Below are 15,997 nucleotides of genomic sequence, written 5' to 3' on the forward strand. Positions count from 1 at the left end.
GATGTTTGGGTTGTACAAAATCTCATTTATTTTGAACCGCTCTTTATTTAGCGCATTATCTCAACGTCAACACCCTTGCCACATTCTGTGCGGCGGAAATTAAGTTTTGTTCGCCTTGTTTGAGAATATCTTCTATTGCCCCTAATTGACGAATAATCGGGAATACGGCATCAATACCATGGGCGAAGACCACCTCATAGTCTTCACGTAAACAGCCAACAATCGCAATAACAGGCTTGTTAAATTGTTTTGCGGTACGAGCCACACCAATTGGGGTTTTGCCCATAATACTTTGAGCGTCCATTCGCCCTTCACCGGTAATCACATAATCCGCATCTTGCACATAGTGAGCGAGATTGAGTGTGTCTAACACAATTTGGACACCTGCTTTGAGTTGTACATTTGGCAATAATAGCAAACCGCCCCCCATTCCGCCGGCAGCCCCTGCACCTGCTTGTTCAGCAATATCCTTATCGCAATCCCGTTTGGCAATCTTTGCAAAATGAGCTAAGGCATGATCAAGCTGTTGAACCATCTCAGGGGTTGCACCTTTTTGTGGGCCAAAAATTGCAGAAGCCCCCCGCTCCCCACAAAGAGGATTGTTCACATCACAAGCGACGTCGATATACACATTTTGCAAACGTGGATCTAGCCCTTTTGTATCAATTTTAGCAAGATTGGCTAGTTGTGCCCCTCCAGAACCAATTTGCTTGCCTTGTGCATCTAAAAACTGCATACCCAAGGCTTGCAACATTCCTACACCTCCATCATTGGTGGCACTGCCGCCAATACCAAGAATAAATTTTTCTACGCCGAGATCGAGGGCATGTTTAATCAGTTCTCCTGTACCGTAACTGGTGGTAATTAACGGGTTACGCTTTTCCGGCGGCACTAAATGCAACCCGGAAGCCGCCGCCATTTCAATAATGGCGGTTTTACCATCACCGGATAAACCAAAAAAACTTTTAATTTTTTCCCCTAATGGGGCGGTGACTTCCACTTCGATCATTTTGCCTTTAGTGGCATCTACTAAAGATTGGACGGTTCCCTCTCCCCCATCTGCCATAGGCAATTTCACATATTCCGCATCAGGAAAAACCCGTTTAAAGCCGGTTTCAATGGCAGTTGCCACTTCAAGTGCAGTTAAACTTTCTTTAAAAGAATCGGGGGCAATCACAATTTTCATTTTGAACTCCTTGATTAGAATAAGTTAAAGACACCGAAAATTAAGGTTGAAACGATAGTCATAATTAAACCTACCTCACTTTCGTAAGGAATGAGTTTTAAACGCTCTTTCATTTCCATATTCACACTTCCGCCTGTGGCGTGGAAGAAAGAACCGTGAGGCATGTGATCAAACACCGTTGCCCCAGCATGAATCATCGCTGCACCGGCAAGGCTGCTCACACCCAATTCCAACAAAGTACTGCTGAAGACATTAGAGGCAACCGCTGTGCCTGCGGTGGTGGAAGCCGTGGCAAGCGACATTAACGCCCCTGAAATCGGTGCAAGAATGTAAGAAGGCAGGCCGGAATGTTCTAAGCCTTGAATCAACACGTCTTTTAAACCGGAATTGGCGATAATACCTGCCAATGCCCCTGTGCCCAGTAACATAATGGCAACCGGTGCCATTTTGCCCAAGCCGCTGATAGCATAACTGTTCGCTTGACGTAATTTTCCCATACAAAGCGCACCGATTAAGCCGCCTAATGGTAAAGCAATCAGCGGATCGACTTTAATATCAAACAAAGGTCGAAGCGCAAGCAATAAAATCGCCACAAGCGGTGCCACAAGTGCAGTGGAAAATGAAGGAAGATGCTGACTTTCAACGCTCACCACTTCTTTATCTGTCACTTTCGAGCCTTTATTAATCAGCCGTTTTGCTAAGAAATAAGTGAGAATCAAACCAAAAATTGCGGGAATAATGCCTGCCATCATCACCGATGTCAGGGGTAAATGAAAGGTATCCGATGCGGCAATGGCATTGGGGTTTGGCGACATAATATTGCCCGCTTTCCCTCCACCAATCATCGCTAATAAAATCGCGGCTTTGGATAAATCGGTACGACGAGCCAAAGCTAGGGCGATCGGTGATACGGTAATCACCGCTACATCCACAAATACCCCGACTACCGTCAAAATCATGGTGGCTAATGCCAACGCCAATAAGGCACGGGTTTCTCCGAGTTTATTGGTAATGCTCTCTGCAATGCTATTTGCCGCACCGGATTCAATCAACACACCGGCTAACACACCGGCAGCCAAAATACGCATCACCGCCGTAGTGATCCCTTGTGCGCCACCGATCATTAAGGTCACAGTTTGTGATAAATCCACACCACCAACCAAACCTCCCACCAATGCACCCACTAACATCCCATAAGCGGGGGAGACTTTTTTCAAAATCAGAAAAATGGCAACGACTAATGCCACCAATGCGCCAAAAGCGGATACTGTTGTCATAATTTCTCTCCTCTAAATCCTAAGATCAGAGAAATTATTTCTTGTTTAACAAAAAATTGCTTTATTCATATCAACAAAAAAGTGCGGTCAAATCTGCCGCACTTTGTGATTTTAAACAAATCAATGTTCCAACAATGTCCCTAAATAAAGACTCAACACATCATCTATCCTATTGAAAGATAACCCAGTGAGCTGTTCAAGTTTAGTAAGTCGATAACGTAGGGTGTTGGGGTGAATAAACAATTTTTCGGCAGTGAGATGGAGATCACAATTTGCAAAAAAATATTGTTGCAACGTTTTATACAGCGTGACATTTTCCTTTGCAAATAAGGGAGCAAGTGGTTTTAGCAACTCTTTACCTTGCCAAGAAGAGGATAAATCGGTCAGCAATACCGGCAAACGATATTCCTCAAATTGATAAAGATTTTTCCTCGGATGGTGTTTCATACCGTACGCCAACGTACTTTGCGCACTTTGAAAAGAAAGGGGTAGCTGTTCGGACAAAGGCATATTCAAACTTGCACCTACGGTAATTTTGTAGTCCTGCTTTGGGTAATCTTTGGGGAGTAGGGTTTTGATTTGTTGAGAAAGTGCGGTTGAAATTGACTGCGTTTTTAACACGACAACCTGATCAAGGGATAAAATCGCCACATCTTGTGCAAATTCAGGCTGTTCTAAATAATTGATCAAATTCTGTAATAAATCAGGATTTGAGTGCAGCAATTTGATCAAAATCACCACGCGGGATTGGGTTAAATCAAAAGAAAAAAATTTGGCTTGTTGTTCAATTTCCTGCCAACTCAAATTGCCATGCAACAACTGTAAAATAAACTCTTCTTTATAGCGATGTCGCCATCTTTCTTGCTCCAATAATGCGTGCTGTTCCACAATCAATTCCGCTGTCATTTTTACCAATTCCGCATATTGTTTCACCTGCATAGGCTCACCGGAAATCCCCACTACACCAATTGGTTTTCCCAAATAATGAATGGGCAGATTAATCCCTGGCTGGGCTTCAAAATTCCATTTTTGTGCCAAGATCTGATCCACTTCTACGACCCGATTTTCCCGCAATGCCAATACCGCACCGGTATGTCGTAGCGATAAACGTTCGGGATTGCCTGAGGCAATAATCACGCCATCATCATTCATCACGTTCACGGAATAATGGATAATTTGCATCGCACGTTTGACGATTTTTTGGGCTATTGCTGTATCAAGTTGCATGTTGGTTTTCTCAATAGGATGGAAAAGGTTATACAGTATCGGGTAGAAGAGAATATCGTCAATAAAGTTTTAGTTGTATTCGTTTTAGTCTCACTTTTTTTATCAGAATTTTTGCACTTGATCACACTTTTGCATTTTACCCATTGCAAGTTAATAACATTCCGTTAACATTAAGACTCTCCACTAATTAAAAATGTAGAGGGTTTTATGAACGCAACGTCTTCACTTAAAAATCACAAAAACGGGATGATATTTCTTGCCGATATTGTGCTTTTTTTTATTTTATTGAAATGCTTACCTTTTACTCCGAAAGAAAATGCAGGGCTTGCTCTATTAGGTTTTATTGCCGTGCTTTGGTTAAGCGAAGCATTACATGTGACGATCACCGCACTGCTTGTGCCACTGCTTGCCATTTCACTCGGTTTGGTCACGACAAAACAAGCCCTTGCCGCTTTTTCTGACCCGACAATATTCTTGTTCTTTGGTGGATTTGCATTGGCAACAGCATTACATATGCAAAAACTGGATAGAATGATTGCCAATAAAATTATGGCGCTTGCGAAAGGAAATCTTTTTATTGCAGTGATTTACCTTTTTCTCATCACCGCCTTCCTTTCAATGTGGATGAGTAATACCGCAACTGCTGCGATGATGTTACCGCTTGCTATGGGGATTTTAAGTAATATGGATCGTGAAAAAGAACATAATACTTATGTTTTCGTTTTATTAGGGATTGCCTATAGTGCGAGTATTGGTGGAATGGGAACCTTGGTAGGTAGCCCGCCAAATGCGATTGTCGCCAGTAATTTACATCTCACTTTCTCAGATTGGCTTTGGTACGGCTTACCCATAGTGTTGATCTCACTACCTTTAATGATCGGCACGCTTTTCATTGTATTCAAACCGAAACTTAACTACCGTTTTGAACAATCTTTTGAAAAAATTGAAATGAATTCACAGCGGATTTTAACCTTGGTAATTTTCGTATTTATCGCTTTATGTTGGGTATTTAGCGGTAAAATTAATCCACTCATTTCCGAATTATTAGGTCTGCCTAAAAAAATTGCCAGTTTTGACAGTGTTGTCGCTTTACTTGCTGCGATTGTTATCTGTGCAACCGGTGTGGCAAGTTGGAAACAAATTCAAGACAATACCGACTGGGGCGTATTAATGCTCTTTGGTGGTGGTTTAACATTAAGTGCCGTATTAAAAGATTCCGGTGCCAGTAAAATTCTCGCAGACGGTATTGTTTTCCTCGTTCAAGGGCAACATTACTATTTAATTGGTTTATTGGTCGCCACATTTATTATTTTCTTAACAGAATTTACTTCCAATACCGCCAGTGCAGCCTTGCTTGTTCCGATCTTTATTTCTATCGCCCAATCCCTCGGTATACCTGAAATTGGTCTTGCATTAATTATCGGTTTAGGAGCTTCTTGTGCATTTATGTTGCCGGTGGCAACCCCACCTAATGCAATTGTATTTGGCAGCGGTCAAGTTAAACAAAGTGAGATGGTACGAGCCGGTGTCGTATTAAATGTCATCTGTGTCTTTGTGATTGCTACATTCGGCTATTTCTTCTGGCTGAACTAACCAGAAAAAACACGATAAAAAAACGACCGCACTTTGCTCCAAGTGCGGTCGTTTTTCTTTTTGTTTTAGCCCTTAATCTAAATGTTCATGGCTACTTAAAAAGCCGCCACTTTGGTGTTTCCAAAGTTTGACATACAAGCCATTTTGTTCAAGCAATTCACTGTGTGTGCCTTGCTCTACAATTTGCCCTTTGTCTAACACAATGAGACGGTCCATTGCAGCAATGGTAGATAAACGATGGGCAATGGCAATCACCGTTTTATTTTCCATCATTTTATCGAGGCTTTCTTGGATTGCCACTTCTACTTCTGAATCCAATGCACTGGTTGCCTCATCAAGCAATAAAATCGGCGCATCTTTTAACATCACACGGGCAATGGCAATACGCTGACGTTGACCACCGGAGAGTTTCACCCCCCGTTCCCCCACATGGGCATCATAGCCGGTTCTGCCTTGTGCATCAGTCAAAAACGGAATGAAATCCGCAGCTTCTGCCCGCTCTGCCGCCCATTTCATTTCTTCATCCGTTGCACTTGGGCGACCATAAATAATATTGTCACGCACAGAACGGTGGAGTAACGAAGTATCTTGTGTGACCAAACCAATTTGACTGCGCAAACTTTCTTGTTGAACATCCAGTATATTTTGTCCGTCAATGGTGATACTCCCTTGCTGAGCTTCGTAAAAACGCAGTAAGAGGTTCACAATAGTGGATTTTCCTGCACCGGAACGCCCAATTAGCCCCACTTTTTCCCCCGGTTTAATAGTGAGATTGAAATGGTTTAATAAAGGCTTTGTCGGATCATAAGCAAAGGTAATATCATTAAATTTGATTTCCCCCTGTTTAACCTGCAGTGGCGGACAATTCGGTTTATCCACAATGGTGTGTGGTTTGGTTAAGGTTGCCATACCGTCATTCACTGTCCCGATATTTTCAAATAAGCGAGCCGATTCCCACATAATCCAACGGGACAGACCATTTACCCGCAATGCCATGGCGGTGGCGGTGGCAATTGCGCCCACGCCCACCTGTCCCTGTTGCCATAAAATCACCCCTAATACGGCCGTAGTAAGGGTTAAGAAAATATTGCTGGCATAAGTTAAGGTATCAAGAGAACTGGCAAGACGCATTTGCGCATGCACCGTCACCATAAACTCTTCCATAGAACGTTTGGCATAGGCGGCTTCGCGTGAACCATGAGAGAATAATTTTACCGTGGCAATGTTGGAATAGGCATCGGTGACACGTCCTGTCATCAAAGAGCGGGCATCCGCTTGACGCTCGGCGGTTTTTGCCAAACGGGGAATAAGCAATTTTAAGATAGTAACAAACAAGACAATCCAAATTGCAAAAGGCAATAAGAACCACATATCCAACGCCGCTAAAACCAGCCCTGAGGTGATAAAATAGACCGCCACATAAACCAACATATCGGCAATGGTCATCACTGTATCACGCACCGCCAAGGCCGTTTGCATCACTTTTGCCGAAACACGTCCGGCAAACTCATCTTGATAAAAACTCAAACTTTGCCCCAGCATGAGACGGTGGAAATTCCAACGCAAGCGCATTGGAAATACCCCTTGTAAGGTTTGCAATCGAACATTCACGCCAATAAAAGACCACACAATGCTGAGTAAAAGCACTGCCGCCATTCCAATCAGTAAATGCCCTTTTTCTTGCCATAAAGTCGCAGGGGAATAAGCCCCAAGCCAATCTACCAGCAAGCCCATAAATTGGAAGAGTAACGCCTCCATCACGCCGGTGCCCACCGTTAAAATCGCTAGCAAGAAAATCCAGCCTTTCATTCCGTCGATACTCGACCAAATAAAGCGAAATAAACCTTTTTCCGGCGTGGTAGGATTGCTTTCCGGATAAGGATTTAAACGGTTTTCAAACCATGAAAAAATTTTATCAAACATAAGATTTCCTTAAAAACAAAAGGCAACATAGGTTGCCTTCAAAACCCGCGTATTATAGCGTAAAAAAACGGCAATTTACATTGCATAATTTTGTTAAATCATCCCTATTATTGTAGCGGGACAAATGACACCTCATTTGTATCAAAAATATTTAGGACTTTAGGGGAAAAACAATGTTTACAGACTGGAAAGAACACACTTCACACGTTAAAAAATCATTTGGTGAGCTTGGCAAAAAACACCCGAAAATGTTGCAAGCCTATCAAGCCTTGGGGGCAGCGGCTGCGGAAGGCAATGTGCTTGATGCCAAAACCCGTGAATTAATCGCCCTTGCCGTGGCAGTGACAACCCGCTGCGAAAGTTGTATTAGCGTTCATGCCGAAGAAGCGGTAAAAGCCGGAGCAACGGAAGAAGAAGTCTCTGCGGCCTTAGCAATGTCGATTGCACTTAATACCGGTGCCGCCTATACCTATTCTTTACGGGCATTAGAAGCCTTTAATGTGCAAAAAGGGGAATAATTTTTCTCAATCCCTATTGGCGTTCAATGAACGCCTTTTTTATTTCCACAAATTCAATTTTTCCATCTGCGCCACCACCTCTTGCACTTGAATTTCCGCCATCAAATTCTTCCCTTTCAATTTGGTTGCCCAAGGCAATTGGGAAGAAGGTTTACCAAATTCTTTTTGTACATTTTCTTCATAAACCGATACGACATTTTCCCTATTATTATAAGGAGCGGTACGCAATGGATTGTGGTAGGCATACAACCCTATCACCGGTGTGCCTTGTGTAGTGGCTATATGGGCGGGGCCGGAATCCGGTGAAAGAACAAGATCCACTTTTGCAATTAAGGCAGTGAGTTGTTTTAGGCTCGTTTTCCCTGCAACGTTGGTCGGCGTAAAATCGCAAAGTGCGGTTATTTTTTCCACCATTTCCAACTCTCTTTTCGCTGGAGAGCTGCAAAAAATCACATTCACATTATGTTGATTGGCAATATTGGCCACTTCCGCATAACGTTCAACTAACCAATCTTTTTCTGCTTTACTGGAACAAGGGGAAATTAATAAATTTTTACGATTTGGATCGATAAATTGTTCGGCAACCTGTTGATCCTGTTCTGAAATCGGAAGATACCAAGCAGGCTTTCCATTCGGCACACCAAGGTATTCGGCAAATGCCATAAAGCCATCTAAAACATGGGGAGAGCGCGGATCATTAACACGACGATTCACAAAAAACCGTTGCCCCTCACGAGAGCGTTTTTGACCAAAGCCAATTTTATAGGTAGCTTTAATCCCTAAAGAAAGGATAGAGGCGCGCAATGCGGTTTGCATATTCAAAAGGGCATCAAAATGCGTATCTTTAAGTTGTTGCCATAAGGAAAAAATACCCCGCCAACCGCTTTTCTTATCATAAGGAAGTAACCTAACATTGGGTATTCCTTCTAATAAAGCGGCTTCGGTTTTTCCCACAATCCAAGTGATTTTTGTCTGCGGGTAATACGCCTGAATATGTTGTACCACCGCAAGGGCATGGCACACATCCCCCACTGCTGAAAGGCGAAGAATACAAAGATGGGTTGGCGCATTGATAAAAAGCGGCATAGCTATTCCTTTCTCATTTAAATTCACGTTATTTTAAAGTAGAATGAGGGCATTTTCTATCATTCAATCACCCTAAGATGCTTGAGTTCCAACAAGATAACCAATTTTTCATCTTCAATTTTGACCGCACTTTTGAACAACAATCTCAATTCTTTAACCCACAATTTTGGCAAATCCAACAACGGATTTTGGGTTCGGCAAAAGGTCGGGGAACCACCTATTTTTTAGCAACCCAAGATTGGTTTGGCGTAAATTGTGCACTTCGTCATTATTATCGGGGCGGCTTATTGGGCAAATTCAATAAAGATCGTTACGCTTTTTCAAGCCTTTCCCAAACACGCAGTTTTGCGGAGTTTCATTTATTACAACAGTTGTATGAAGCAGGGCTCCCCGTTCCCAAGCCCATTGGTGCAAGGGTGCAAAAAGGCAGATTAGGTATTTGCTATCAAGCCGATATTCTCACGGAAAAAATTGAACACGCACAGGATTTGACCGCACTTTTACAACAGCGACCTCTTGCCGATGAAAGCTGGCAACAAATCGGTGGGCTCATTCGCAGACTACACGATTTGCAAATCTGCCATACGGATCTCAATGCTCACAATATTCTTGTTCGAAATTTAGGAGAAGAACAAAAATGTTGGTTATTGGATTTTGATAAGTGCGGTGAAAAATCCGGGGATTTTTGGAAAACGGAAAATTTAAACCGTTTACATCGTTCTTTTATGAAAGAAAAGGAAAAAATGAATATCCTCTTCACAGAACAAAACTGGGCGGAACTCATCTTAGGTTATCATCAAAACGTCAATAATAAGGATAAAGCATAATGCAAAAAATTGTACTTGCCACCGGCAACCAAGGCAAAGTAAAAGAAATGGCGGATGTATTGGCAACATTCGGATTTGAAGTGATCGCCCAAACGGATTTAGGCATTGAAAGCCCTGAGGAAACGGGATTAACCTTTGTGGAAAATGCCTTATTGAAGGCCCGTTATGCCGCAGAAAAATCGGGGTTACCTGCCATAGCAGACGATTCCGGTTTAGTCGTCAACGCTCTCAATGGTGCGCCGGGGCTTTATTCTGCCCGCTATGCCGGCGAGGAGGGAAACGATGTGAAAAACCGCCAAAAATTGCTAGCCGAACTTGCCGAGATACCGAAGGAAAAACGCCAAGCAAAATTTGTCAGTTGCATTGTGTTATTAAACCACCCTACCGATCCTTCCCCAATCATTGCAGAAGGTGAATGCCACGGCTATATCGGTTTTGAGGAAAAAGGAGAAAACGGATTTGGTTATGACAGCCTCTTCTTCAGTCCGGAACAAAACTGCACGTTTGCACAACTGGACACGGCAGAAAAGAAAAAGATCTCTCACCGAGCCCGTGCCTTGCAGGAATTAAAAGCAAAATTAAGCCTTTAGTAAAACACTGACATACAGAAACAGGCATTTCAACGAAAGTAGGATACATACACCCTGTCCCTACATTTTTCCTTTTCTACATTGGCTACATAATATCGAAAAAAACGACCGCACTTTTAAAAGTGCGGTCGATTTCGTTAATGTTTTTAGCTTTCTTCAGCGTCGCTTTCTTTGGTTCGAATTAAAATTTCTTGAATATCCGCCGCCATTTTTTGATCACACTCTCGTGCAATATCCTGCAATGCTGGATTTTTAAAGAACTCTGTATTTGGCTCATAAACCTGCGACATCAATCTCACTTCGTGACGATCACCATGGAAATAATAGTCCGCAATTTCTTTTGCCACTTCCGGTTCCATACCTAAATTTTCTAGGGCGGTGCGACCGGTACGTACAGCGGAATCGAAGGTTTCACGAATCACTTCATTCGCACCCGCATCGTATAGCTCAAAGGTATGGAAGCGATCATAGGCACGCACAATAATTTTTATATTTGGGTTCACTTCACGGGCAAAATGCACGATGGCGGATGTTTGTTCTTTATTATCAATGGCAACCACCAACATTTCCGCATGCTCTAAGCCTGCTGCAATTAAAAATTCACGGCGTGAGGCATCCCCAAAATAAGATTTAATGCCATATTCATTGAAACCTTTAATCATTTTTGGATTAAGGTCGATGATGGTGGTGGCATAACCGCTTAAACGGAGCAAATCATTCACAATTTGTCCAAAACGTCCCATTCCGACAATCAAAATCGGATGCTGCTCATCAATTTCGTCCGGTGAGATTTCTTCGGCAATTTCTTTTGCACCGTATTTTTCATAAATGACTAAAATAAGCGGTGTCAAAACCATGGAAAGCACCACAATTGCCGTCATATTAGCGTTTACCGTTTCATCAATGACGCCTTTTGAAAGGGCTGCTGAGAAAAGTACAAAGGCAAATTCCCCCCCTTGAGCCATTAAAAGTGCACGCTCTAAAGCGGTTTTATGATTGCTTCTCGCTAAACGTGCTACAAGGTAAATACAGCAGCCTTTGGTAAGCATAAACAACACGCCAAGCAAAATTAATTGCCAATTTTCCGCGACCACTTTTAGATCTAATGCCATTCCCACACCAAGGAAGAAAAGTCCGAGTAATAATCCACGGAAAGGTTCGATATCTGCTTCTAATTGATGACGGAAGGCGGATTCGGAAAGCATGACGCCCGCAACAAAAGCCCCCATCGCCATGGATAAGCCTGCTTCTTCCATTAATAATGCCGAGCCCAATACCACAAAAAGGGCGGCTGCGGTCATAACTTCACGAGCTTTGGCATTGGCTAAAAGACGGAAAACCGGATTTAAAATAAAACGCCCGATAACGACCAACACAGCTAAGGCAAACATAGCAATGCCGGCAGATTGCCACCAAGGCATACTGTTTTGTGAACTTTCAAATGGTGAAAGGAATGTCACCACGGCAAGTAACGGCACGATCAATAAATCTTCAAATAATAAAATTGATACCATTTTTTGACCGCGCTTTGTGGAAAGTTCTTTGCGTTCGCCTAATACCTGCATCACAATTGCCGTGGAGGTCAGAACGAAACCGGCGGAAGAGACAAAGGCCACTTCCCACGAAACACCAAATTGTGTGCTGACAATGGTCATTAAAATAGCAGAAATAATGACCTGCATACTGCCCAGACCAAAAATTTGGCGACGTAATCCCCAAAGATGTGAAGGTTTCATTTCAAGCCCAATTACAAACAAGAACATCACCACGCCAAATTCGGCAAGGTGAATAATTGCATGGGGATCACCAATGACTTTCAAACCATAAGGGCCAATCGCCAAGCCTGCGGCAAGGTAGCCGAGTACCGAGCCTAAGCCAATACGTTTAAATAAGGGCACAGCCACCACTGCGGCGCCCAGCAATGCCACGACTCGAACTAAATCACCTGCACTTTCCGCTGCCATAGTCACTCCTAACTAAAAAGATAAAAACAATAAAAAAATCGGGCTATTCTACTTGGTTTTAATATAAATTTATAGCGATTAAAACGAACACAATAAATTCAACGTTGCACTTATATCATCAACCAATATAAGCACAACGTTGTTGATGATAAATAAAAGATTAACGCAATCCATCCGGAACTGCCGGTGCCGGTAAACGTTTTAATACTGTCCCTTCAAGGTTAATGTCACCAAAACGAGGGTGTCCGTTATTCCAATCTTCAACGGCTTGTTCCAATGCTTCTTTGCTGTTTGCCACAAAGTTCCACCAAATCACCGTTGGATGTGGCAAGGGTTCTCCGCCTAGCAGCATAATATGGGAACCGGCTTCCGCCCAAAGTGACAATTCCCCCTCAGCCTTTTCACAATCAAATAAAACCGCAAGCTCATCGGCTTCATAGCTGACACCATTGACTTTCACTTCACCTTTTAAAACCAAAATACCGTATTCAAAAGTAGGAATACGATCAATGTCAAAGGCTTGCGCCTGTTTAAATTGCATATCCACACCGACCAATGGACTAAATTGAGTGGTTGGGGCAGTGCGACCTAAATAACTTCCCGTCGTCAGCACATAATCAATGCCGTTTTCGTGCCATTCCGGTAATGTAGGATAATGCTCAAAATTCGGTTTGATTTCTTGGTTCATCGGTAAAGCAATCCAAAGTTGCACCGCATGTAAATCATGTACACCTTCGGGCGTTTGTTCCGTATGGCTAATCCCGTAATTTGCGCCTGTTCCTGCCGTCATTAAATTCACTTGTTTTGGACGAATGAGCTGGCGATTACCAAGGCTATCTTGATGCCACACTTCCCCTTGTAACATCCAAGTAAAGGTTTGTAGATTGGTATGAGGGTGTAATCCTACCTGTAAACCGAGTGAATCTTCTTCAAATTCAGCAGGCCCTGCATGATCTAAAAAACACCAAGCCCCCACGGTTTTACGTTGTGCCTGTGGAAGTAGGCGGGCAACAGGAATACCGCCTACATCTTTGGTTTTTGCTAAAATTTTATCTACACTCATCGTTTATTCCTTATTCTGCCCATTGAAAAAATGCGTTTGCAAACTTCGCTAAGAAACCGGCAGTACGCTCATCAATCTCTGAACCTGCACGGCTTAAGTAAACCTCAGGTTGATTTAATACATTTGCGCCGACCGCATGCATAATTTTACGCAAATCCACACCGGCATTGATCCCACCATAAGCCCCCGGTGAGGCCGTGACAATCGCTACTTTTTTGTTGCTCCAAACATTTTGGCCAAAAGGACGTGTCGCAATATCAATGAGATTTTTCAGTGCTGCCGGTACACTGCGATTATGCTCCGGGGAAACAATCAATACCGCATCTGCCGCTTGAATTTGTTGGCGAACACGCTCATAAGCCTCAATAGATTGACTATCCAAATCTTGTGTATAAAGAGGTAAATCATCAATCCGAATTTCTTCAATTTCAACACCTTGTGGCGCATTTTTCAAAATTTCATTCGCCACATTTCGGTTAATGGACTGTTGGCTTAAACTGCCAACAACAAAAGCAATTTTAGTCATAAGTTTTCCTCTGTTTCATTTTTATTCAAATTCTTAGGCCCGCTATTTTATGATAAATCAATGATGTGTGTAACCGTTTCTTTTAACGGGCTAAAGGCTAAACGATTGAACTGCACTAATGCGTTATCGGGTAGGTGTTTTGTCATCAAAAACAACCGGGTAAATTGATGGGTAAATGATGTGATACATTGACAATACTCATCAGGAATATTGTGATTTTGCTTAAGGCTTTCCTGAAAAAGACGCAAGTTGGTGGAAGCCCTTGTCAGCATTTTGATAAATTTTCGATGCTGGTATTGATAAAGCTCGCTTTCCATATCAAGTGTTAAAAGTAAGCGGATTTTTTGCTCAATATTCTCCAATGAGATAGCGAAATTTTCAAAATAGCTTATCGCTTTTTGTCGATTTGCCATGATATTCCTCAAACAGAAAAAGGACGCATTACTGCGTCCTTTAAATCAGAATCCATTATTTTTGTGTCAATGTATTAAAGCTGGTGATTAAATTACGGTAATCAGGAATATGATTAGAGAACAATGTCCCCAACCCTTCAATATCATTACGCCAGTCACGGTGTAATTCACAAGCTGCACCAAACCAAGTCATCAGTTGAACACCGGCTGCTTCCATACGACGCCATGCGGCATCACGGGTCATTTCGTTAAATGTACCTGAGGCATCGGTGATGACGAAAACATCAAAGCCTTCTTCAATGGCAGAAAGTGCAGGGAAAGCCACACAAACTTCAGTGACCACACCGGCGATGATAAGTTGTTTTTTACCCGCTGCTTTCACTGCTTTCACGAAATCTTCATTATCCCACGCATTGATATTACCCGGGCGGGCAATATAAGGGGCATCCGGGAACATTTCTTTTAATTCAGGCACTAACGGACCATTCGGGCCGGTTTCAAAAGAGGTGGTTAAAATAGTTGGGAGATTAAAGTATTTCGCTAAATCAGCAGTCGCCAAAACATTATTTTTGAATTTATCCGGATCAATATCACGCACTAAAGAAAGTAAGCCGGTTTGGTGATCCACTAAAAGCATTGCTGCATTGTTTTTGTCTAAACGAACATAAGGTTTAGTCATTTTCTTTCTCCGAAAAAGTATTTCAAAACAAACCGCACTTTTGCGGTCGGTTGACGTACATCTCGGTTAAGTCTAAGATGTACGTCGTTTATTGCTTAAAACAACTCTCACATTGTTTCAAGTTGCCACGTTGTGGCCCGCATAATATAGAAGGAATATTACTCGGTTTGTAGATCTACAAATGAGCTTCCCTGTTGCATATTTGGAACAATAACATGAAACACAATTTAGACTTAAATGATCTCTATTTATTTGTACAGGTGGTGGATGCAGGAAGTTTTAGTGAAGCCAGTCGTCGCTTGTGCATTCCTAAAACAACCATTAGCCGTCGTATTACAAAATTAGAAAAAACACTTGGTGTTGCACTCATTCAGCGAAATACCCATCAATTTGAAGTGACACATTTAGGTGAGCAATATTACCAATATTGCCTCAGTTTGGTTGAGCAAGTGAAACAGGCGCAACGTTTTATTGAGCAGCAATCCGAATCCAAAGGGCAAATTAGGTTAAGTTGTCCTAAAGAATTATTGGATTTGTATGTCAATGATATGCTTGCTGAATTTATGGCGACCTACCCGGATATTGAACTGTTCGTCGACAGTACAAATAGAAAAGTCGATTTAATCAAAGAACGATTGGATTTTGCCTTAAGAGTACGTCCCTATCCTTTTGAAGACAGTGAAGTGGTCACAAAAACATTTTGTTTATCCCAACATTATTTAGTCGCAAGCCCTAAACTTATCAACGCCCCTTTTAAAACCTTGAAACAAATTCATCACTATCCGGTTTTAACTTGGGTAAAACAAGAGCATTTTTGGCCTTTTGAACATCAACAAGAGGGGATACAGCGTATTACTTATACGCCTAAATTAGTCAGCGAGAACATTTATCTTATTTATAAAACGGTACTTAAAGGCGTTGGGATAGCCGTATTACCGGAAGTATTAGTAAGAAAAGATTTGAATCAAGAAAGGTTACAAATTATTTCACCGGAAGGCTGGCATATACCCAAATGGATGGTTCACGTTGCCTATAGCTCAAGAAACAGTTTACCCCCTTCTGCAAGGTTATTAATTGATTTCCTATCTGTCAAATTTGCAGAATCAGATATTGTGATATAAAAAT

Annotated in this window: 15 protein-coding genes; 5 read left to right on the plus strand and 10 right to left on the minus strand. The window is 42.2% G+C overall.

Annotated elements, in window-relative coordinates; all coding sequences use genetic code 11:
- Positions 1 to 55: 55 nt before the first annotated feature.
- The 3 genes from BKK52_RS00010 to BKK52_RS00020 form a co-directional block, all read right to left on the minus strand.
- Positions 56 to 1,186, minus strand: coding sequence for a glycerate kinase (locus BKK52_RS00010; RefSeq protein ID WP_077477429.1), 1,131 nt, complete (start codon positions 1,184 to 1,186; stop codon positions 56 to 58).
- 14 nt (positions 1,187 to 1,200) lie between these two features.
- Complete coding sequence (locus BKK52_RS00015; protein WP_077477430.1) at positions 1,201 to 2,463, minus strand: GntP family permease; 1,263 nt, start codon at positions 2,461 to 2,463, stop codon at positions 1,201 to 1,203.
- 120 nt (positions 2,464 to 2,583) lie between these two features.
- Positions 2,584 to 3,690 (minus strand): CdaR family transcriptional regulator, encoded by a 1,107-nt coding sequence (locus BKK52_RS00020; protein ID WP_077477431.1) that lies wholly within the window; start codon positions 3,688 to 3,690, stop codon positions 2,584 to 2,586.
- A 207-nt stretch (positions 3,691 to 3,897) separates the two neighbouring features.
- Here BKK52_RS00020 and BKK52_RS00025 point away from each other — a divergent pair, with 207 nt between their 5' ends.
- Positions 3,898 to 5,283: a DASS family sodium-coupled anion symporter gene (locus BKK52_RS00025; protein WP_077477432.1), complete on the plus strand. Its 1,386-nt coding sequence runs from the start codon at positions 3,898 to 3,900 to the stop codon at positions 5,281 to 5,283.
- Positions 5,284 to 5,355: 72 nt separating this feature from the next.
- Here the strand turns inward: BKK52_RS00025 and BKK52_RS00030 are convergent, their stop codons facing one another.
- Complete coding sequence (locus BKK52_RS00030; RefSeq protein WP_077477433.1) at positions 5,356 to 7,206, minus strand: ABC transporter ATP-binding protein; 1,851 nt, start codon at positions 7,204 to 7,206, stop codon at positions 5,356 to 5,358.
- 173 nt (positions 7,207 to 7,379) lie between these two features.
- Here BKK52_RS00030 and BKK52_RS00035 point away from each other — a divergent pair, with 173 nt between their 5' ends.
- On the plus strand, positions 7,380 to 7,724 hold the full coding sequence (locus tag BKK52_RS00035; protein ID WP_077420048.1) for a carboxymuconolactone decarboxylase family protein: 345 nt from the start codon (positions 7,380 to 7,382) through the stop codon (positions 7,722 to 7,724).
- Positions 7,725 to 7,763: 39 nt separating this feature from the next.
- On the opposite strand, the gene BKK52_RS00040 is transcribed toward BKK52_RS00035, so the two are convergent.
- Positions 7,764 to 8,810 (minus strand): glycosyltransferase family 9 protein, encoded by a 1,047-nt coding sequence (locus BKK52_RS00040; protein ID WP_077420049.1) that lies wholly within the window; start codon positions 8,808 to 8,810, stop codon positions 7,764 to 7,766.
- A gap of 77 nt (positions 8,811 to 8,887) precedes the next feature.
- On the opposite strand from BKK52_RS00040, the gene BKK52_RS00045 reads away from it, so the two are divergent.
- On the plus strand, positions 8,888 to 9,637 hold the full coding sequence (locus BKK52_RS00045) for a 3-deoxy-D-manno-octulosonic acid kinase (protein WP_077477434.1): 750 nt from the start codon (positions 8,888 to 8,890) through the stop codon (positions 9,635 to 9,637).
- Positions 9,634 to 10,227 (plus strand): XTP/dITP diphosphatase, encoded by a 594-nt coding sequence (locus BKK52_RS00050; protein ID WP_077420051.1) that lies wholly within the window; start codon positions 9,634 to 9,636, stop codon positions 10,225 to 10,227. Before BKK52_RS00045 ends, BKK52_RS00050 begins: the two co-directional genes overlap by 4 nt.
- Before the next feature lie 146 nt (positions 10,228 to 10,373).
- On the opposite strand, the gene BKK52_RS00055 is transcribed toward BKK52_RS00050, so the two are convergent.
- From BKK52_RS00055 to ycaC, 5 genes are all read right to left on the minus strand, one after another.
- Positions 10,374 to 12,191, minus strand: coding sequence for a monovalent cation:proton antiporter-2 (CPA2) family protein (locus tag BKK52_RS00055; protein ID WP_077477435.1), 1,818 nt, complete (start codon positions 12,189 to 12,191; stop codon positions 10,374 to 10,376).
- Positions 12,192 to 12,351: 160 nt separating this feature from the next.
- Entirely contained in the window at positions 12,352 to 13,254 is a 903-nt protein-coding gene (locus BKK52_RS00060) for a pirin family protein (RefSeq protein ID WP_077477436.1), read from the minus strand.
- A gap of 10 nt (positions 13,255 to 13,264) precedes the next feature.
- Positions 13,265 to 13,780, minus strand: a complete 516-nt coding sequence (locus tag BKK52_RS00065) for an NADPH-dependent FMN reductase (protein WP_077420054.1) — start codon at positions 13,778 to 13,780, stop codon at positions 13,265 to 13,267.
- 47 nt (positions 13,781 to 13,827) lie between these two features.
- Positions 13,828 to 14,193 (minus strand): hypothetical protein, encoded by a 366-nt coding sequence (locus tag BKK52_RS00070; protein ID WP_077420055.1) that lies wholly within the window; start codon positions 14,191 to 14,193, stop codon positions 13,828 to 13,830.
- 55 nt (positions 14,194 to 14,248) lie between these two features.
- Positions 14,249 to 14,872, minus strand: coding sequence for an isochorismate family cysteine hydrolase YcaC (ycaC, locus tag BKK52_RS00075; RefSeq protein WP_077473531.1), 624 nt, complete (start codon positions 14,870 to 14,872; stop codon positions 14,249 to 14,251).
- 215 nt (positions 14,873 to 15,087) lie between these two features.
- Here ycaC and BKK52_RS00080 point away from each other — a divergent pair, with 215 nt between their 5' ends.
- Entirely contained in the window at positions 15,088 to 15,993 is a 906-nt protein-coding gene (locus tag BKK52_RS00080; protein WP_077420057.1) for a LysR substrate-binding domain-containing protein, read from the plus strand.
- The last annotated feature ends 4 nt before the right edge of the window (positions 15,994 to 15,997 follow it).

Source organism: Rodentibacter trehalosifermentans (genome assembly GCF_002000545.1).
GTDB classification, from domain to species: domain Bacteria; phylum Pseudomonadota; class Gammaproteobacteria; order Enterobacterales; family Pasteurellaceae; genus Rodentibacter; species Rodentibacter trehalosifermentans.

Coding starts and splice junctions, on each gene's coding strand:
- BKK52_RS00010 (WP_077477429.1), bottom strand. CDS start 1,186: ATGAAAATTGTGATTGCCCCCGATTCTTTTAAAGAAAGTTTAACTGCA.
- BKK52_RS00015 (WP_077477430.1), bottom strand. CDS start 2,463: ATGACAACAGTATCCGCTTTTGGCGCATTGGTGGCATTAGTCGTTGCC.
- BKK52_RS00020 (WP_077477431.1), bottom strand. CDS start 3,690: ATGCAACTTGATACAGCAATAGCCCAAAAAATCGTCAAACGTGCGATG.
- BKK52_RS00025 (WP_077477432.1), top strand. CDS start 3,898: ATGAACGCAACGTCTTCACTTAAAAATCACAAAAACGGGATGATATTT.
- BKK52_RS00030 (WP_077477433.1), bottom strand. CDS start 7,206: ATGTTTGATAAAATTTTTTCATGGTTTGAAAACCGTTTAAATCCTTAT.
- BKK52_RS00035 (WP_077420048.1), top strand. CDS start 7,380: ATGTTTACAGACTGGAAAGAACACACTTCACACGTTAAAAAATCATTT.
- BKK52_RS00040 (WP_077420049.1), bottom strand. CDS start 8,810: ATGCCGCTTTTTATCAATGCGCCAACCCATCTTTGTATTCTTCGCCTT.
- BKK52_RS00045 (WP_077477434.1), top strand. CDS start 8,888: ATGCTTGAGTTCCAACAAGATAACCAATTTTTCATCTTCAATTTTGAC.
- BKK52_RS00055 (WP_077477435.1), bottom strand. CDS start 12,191: ATGGCAGCGGAAAGTGCAGGTGATTTAGTTCGAGTCGTGGCATTGCTG.
- BKK52_RS00060 (WP_077477436.1), bottom strand. CDS start 13,254: ATGAGTGTAGATAAAATTTTAGCAAAAACCAAAGATGTAGGCGGTATT.
- BKK52_RS00065 (WP_077420054.1), bottom strand. CDS start 13,780: ATGACTAAAATTGCTTTTGTTGTTGGCAGTTTAAGCCAACAGTCCATT.
- BKK52_RS00070 (WP_077420055.1), bottom strand. CDS start 14,193: ATGGCAAATCGACAAAAAGCGATAAGCTATTTTGAAAATTTCGCTATC.
- ycaC (WP_077473531.1), bottom strand. CDS start 14,872: ATGACTAAACCTTATGTTCGTTTAGACAAAAACAATGCAGCAATGCTT.
- BKK52_RS00080 (WP_077420057.1), top strand. CDS start 15,088: ATGAAACACAATTTAGACTTAAATGATCTCTATTTATTTGTACAGGTG.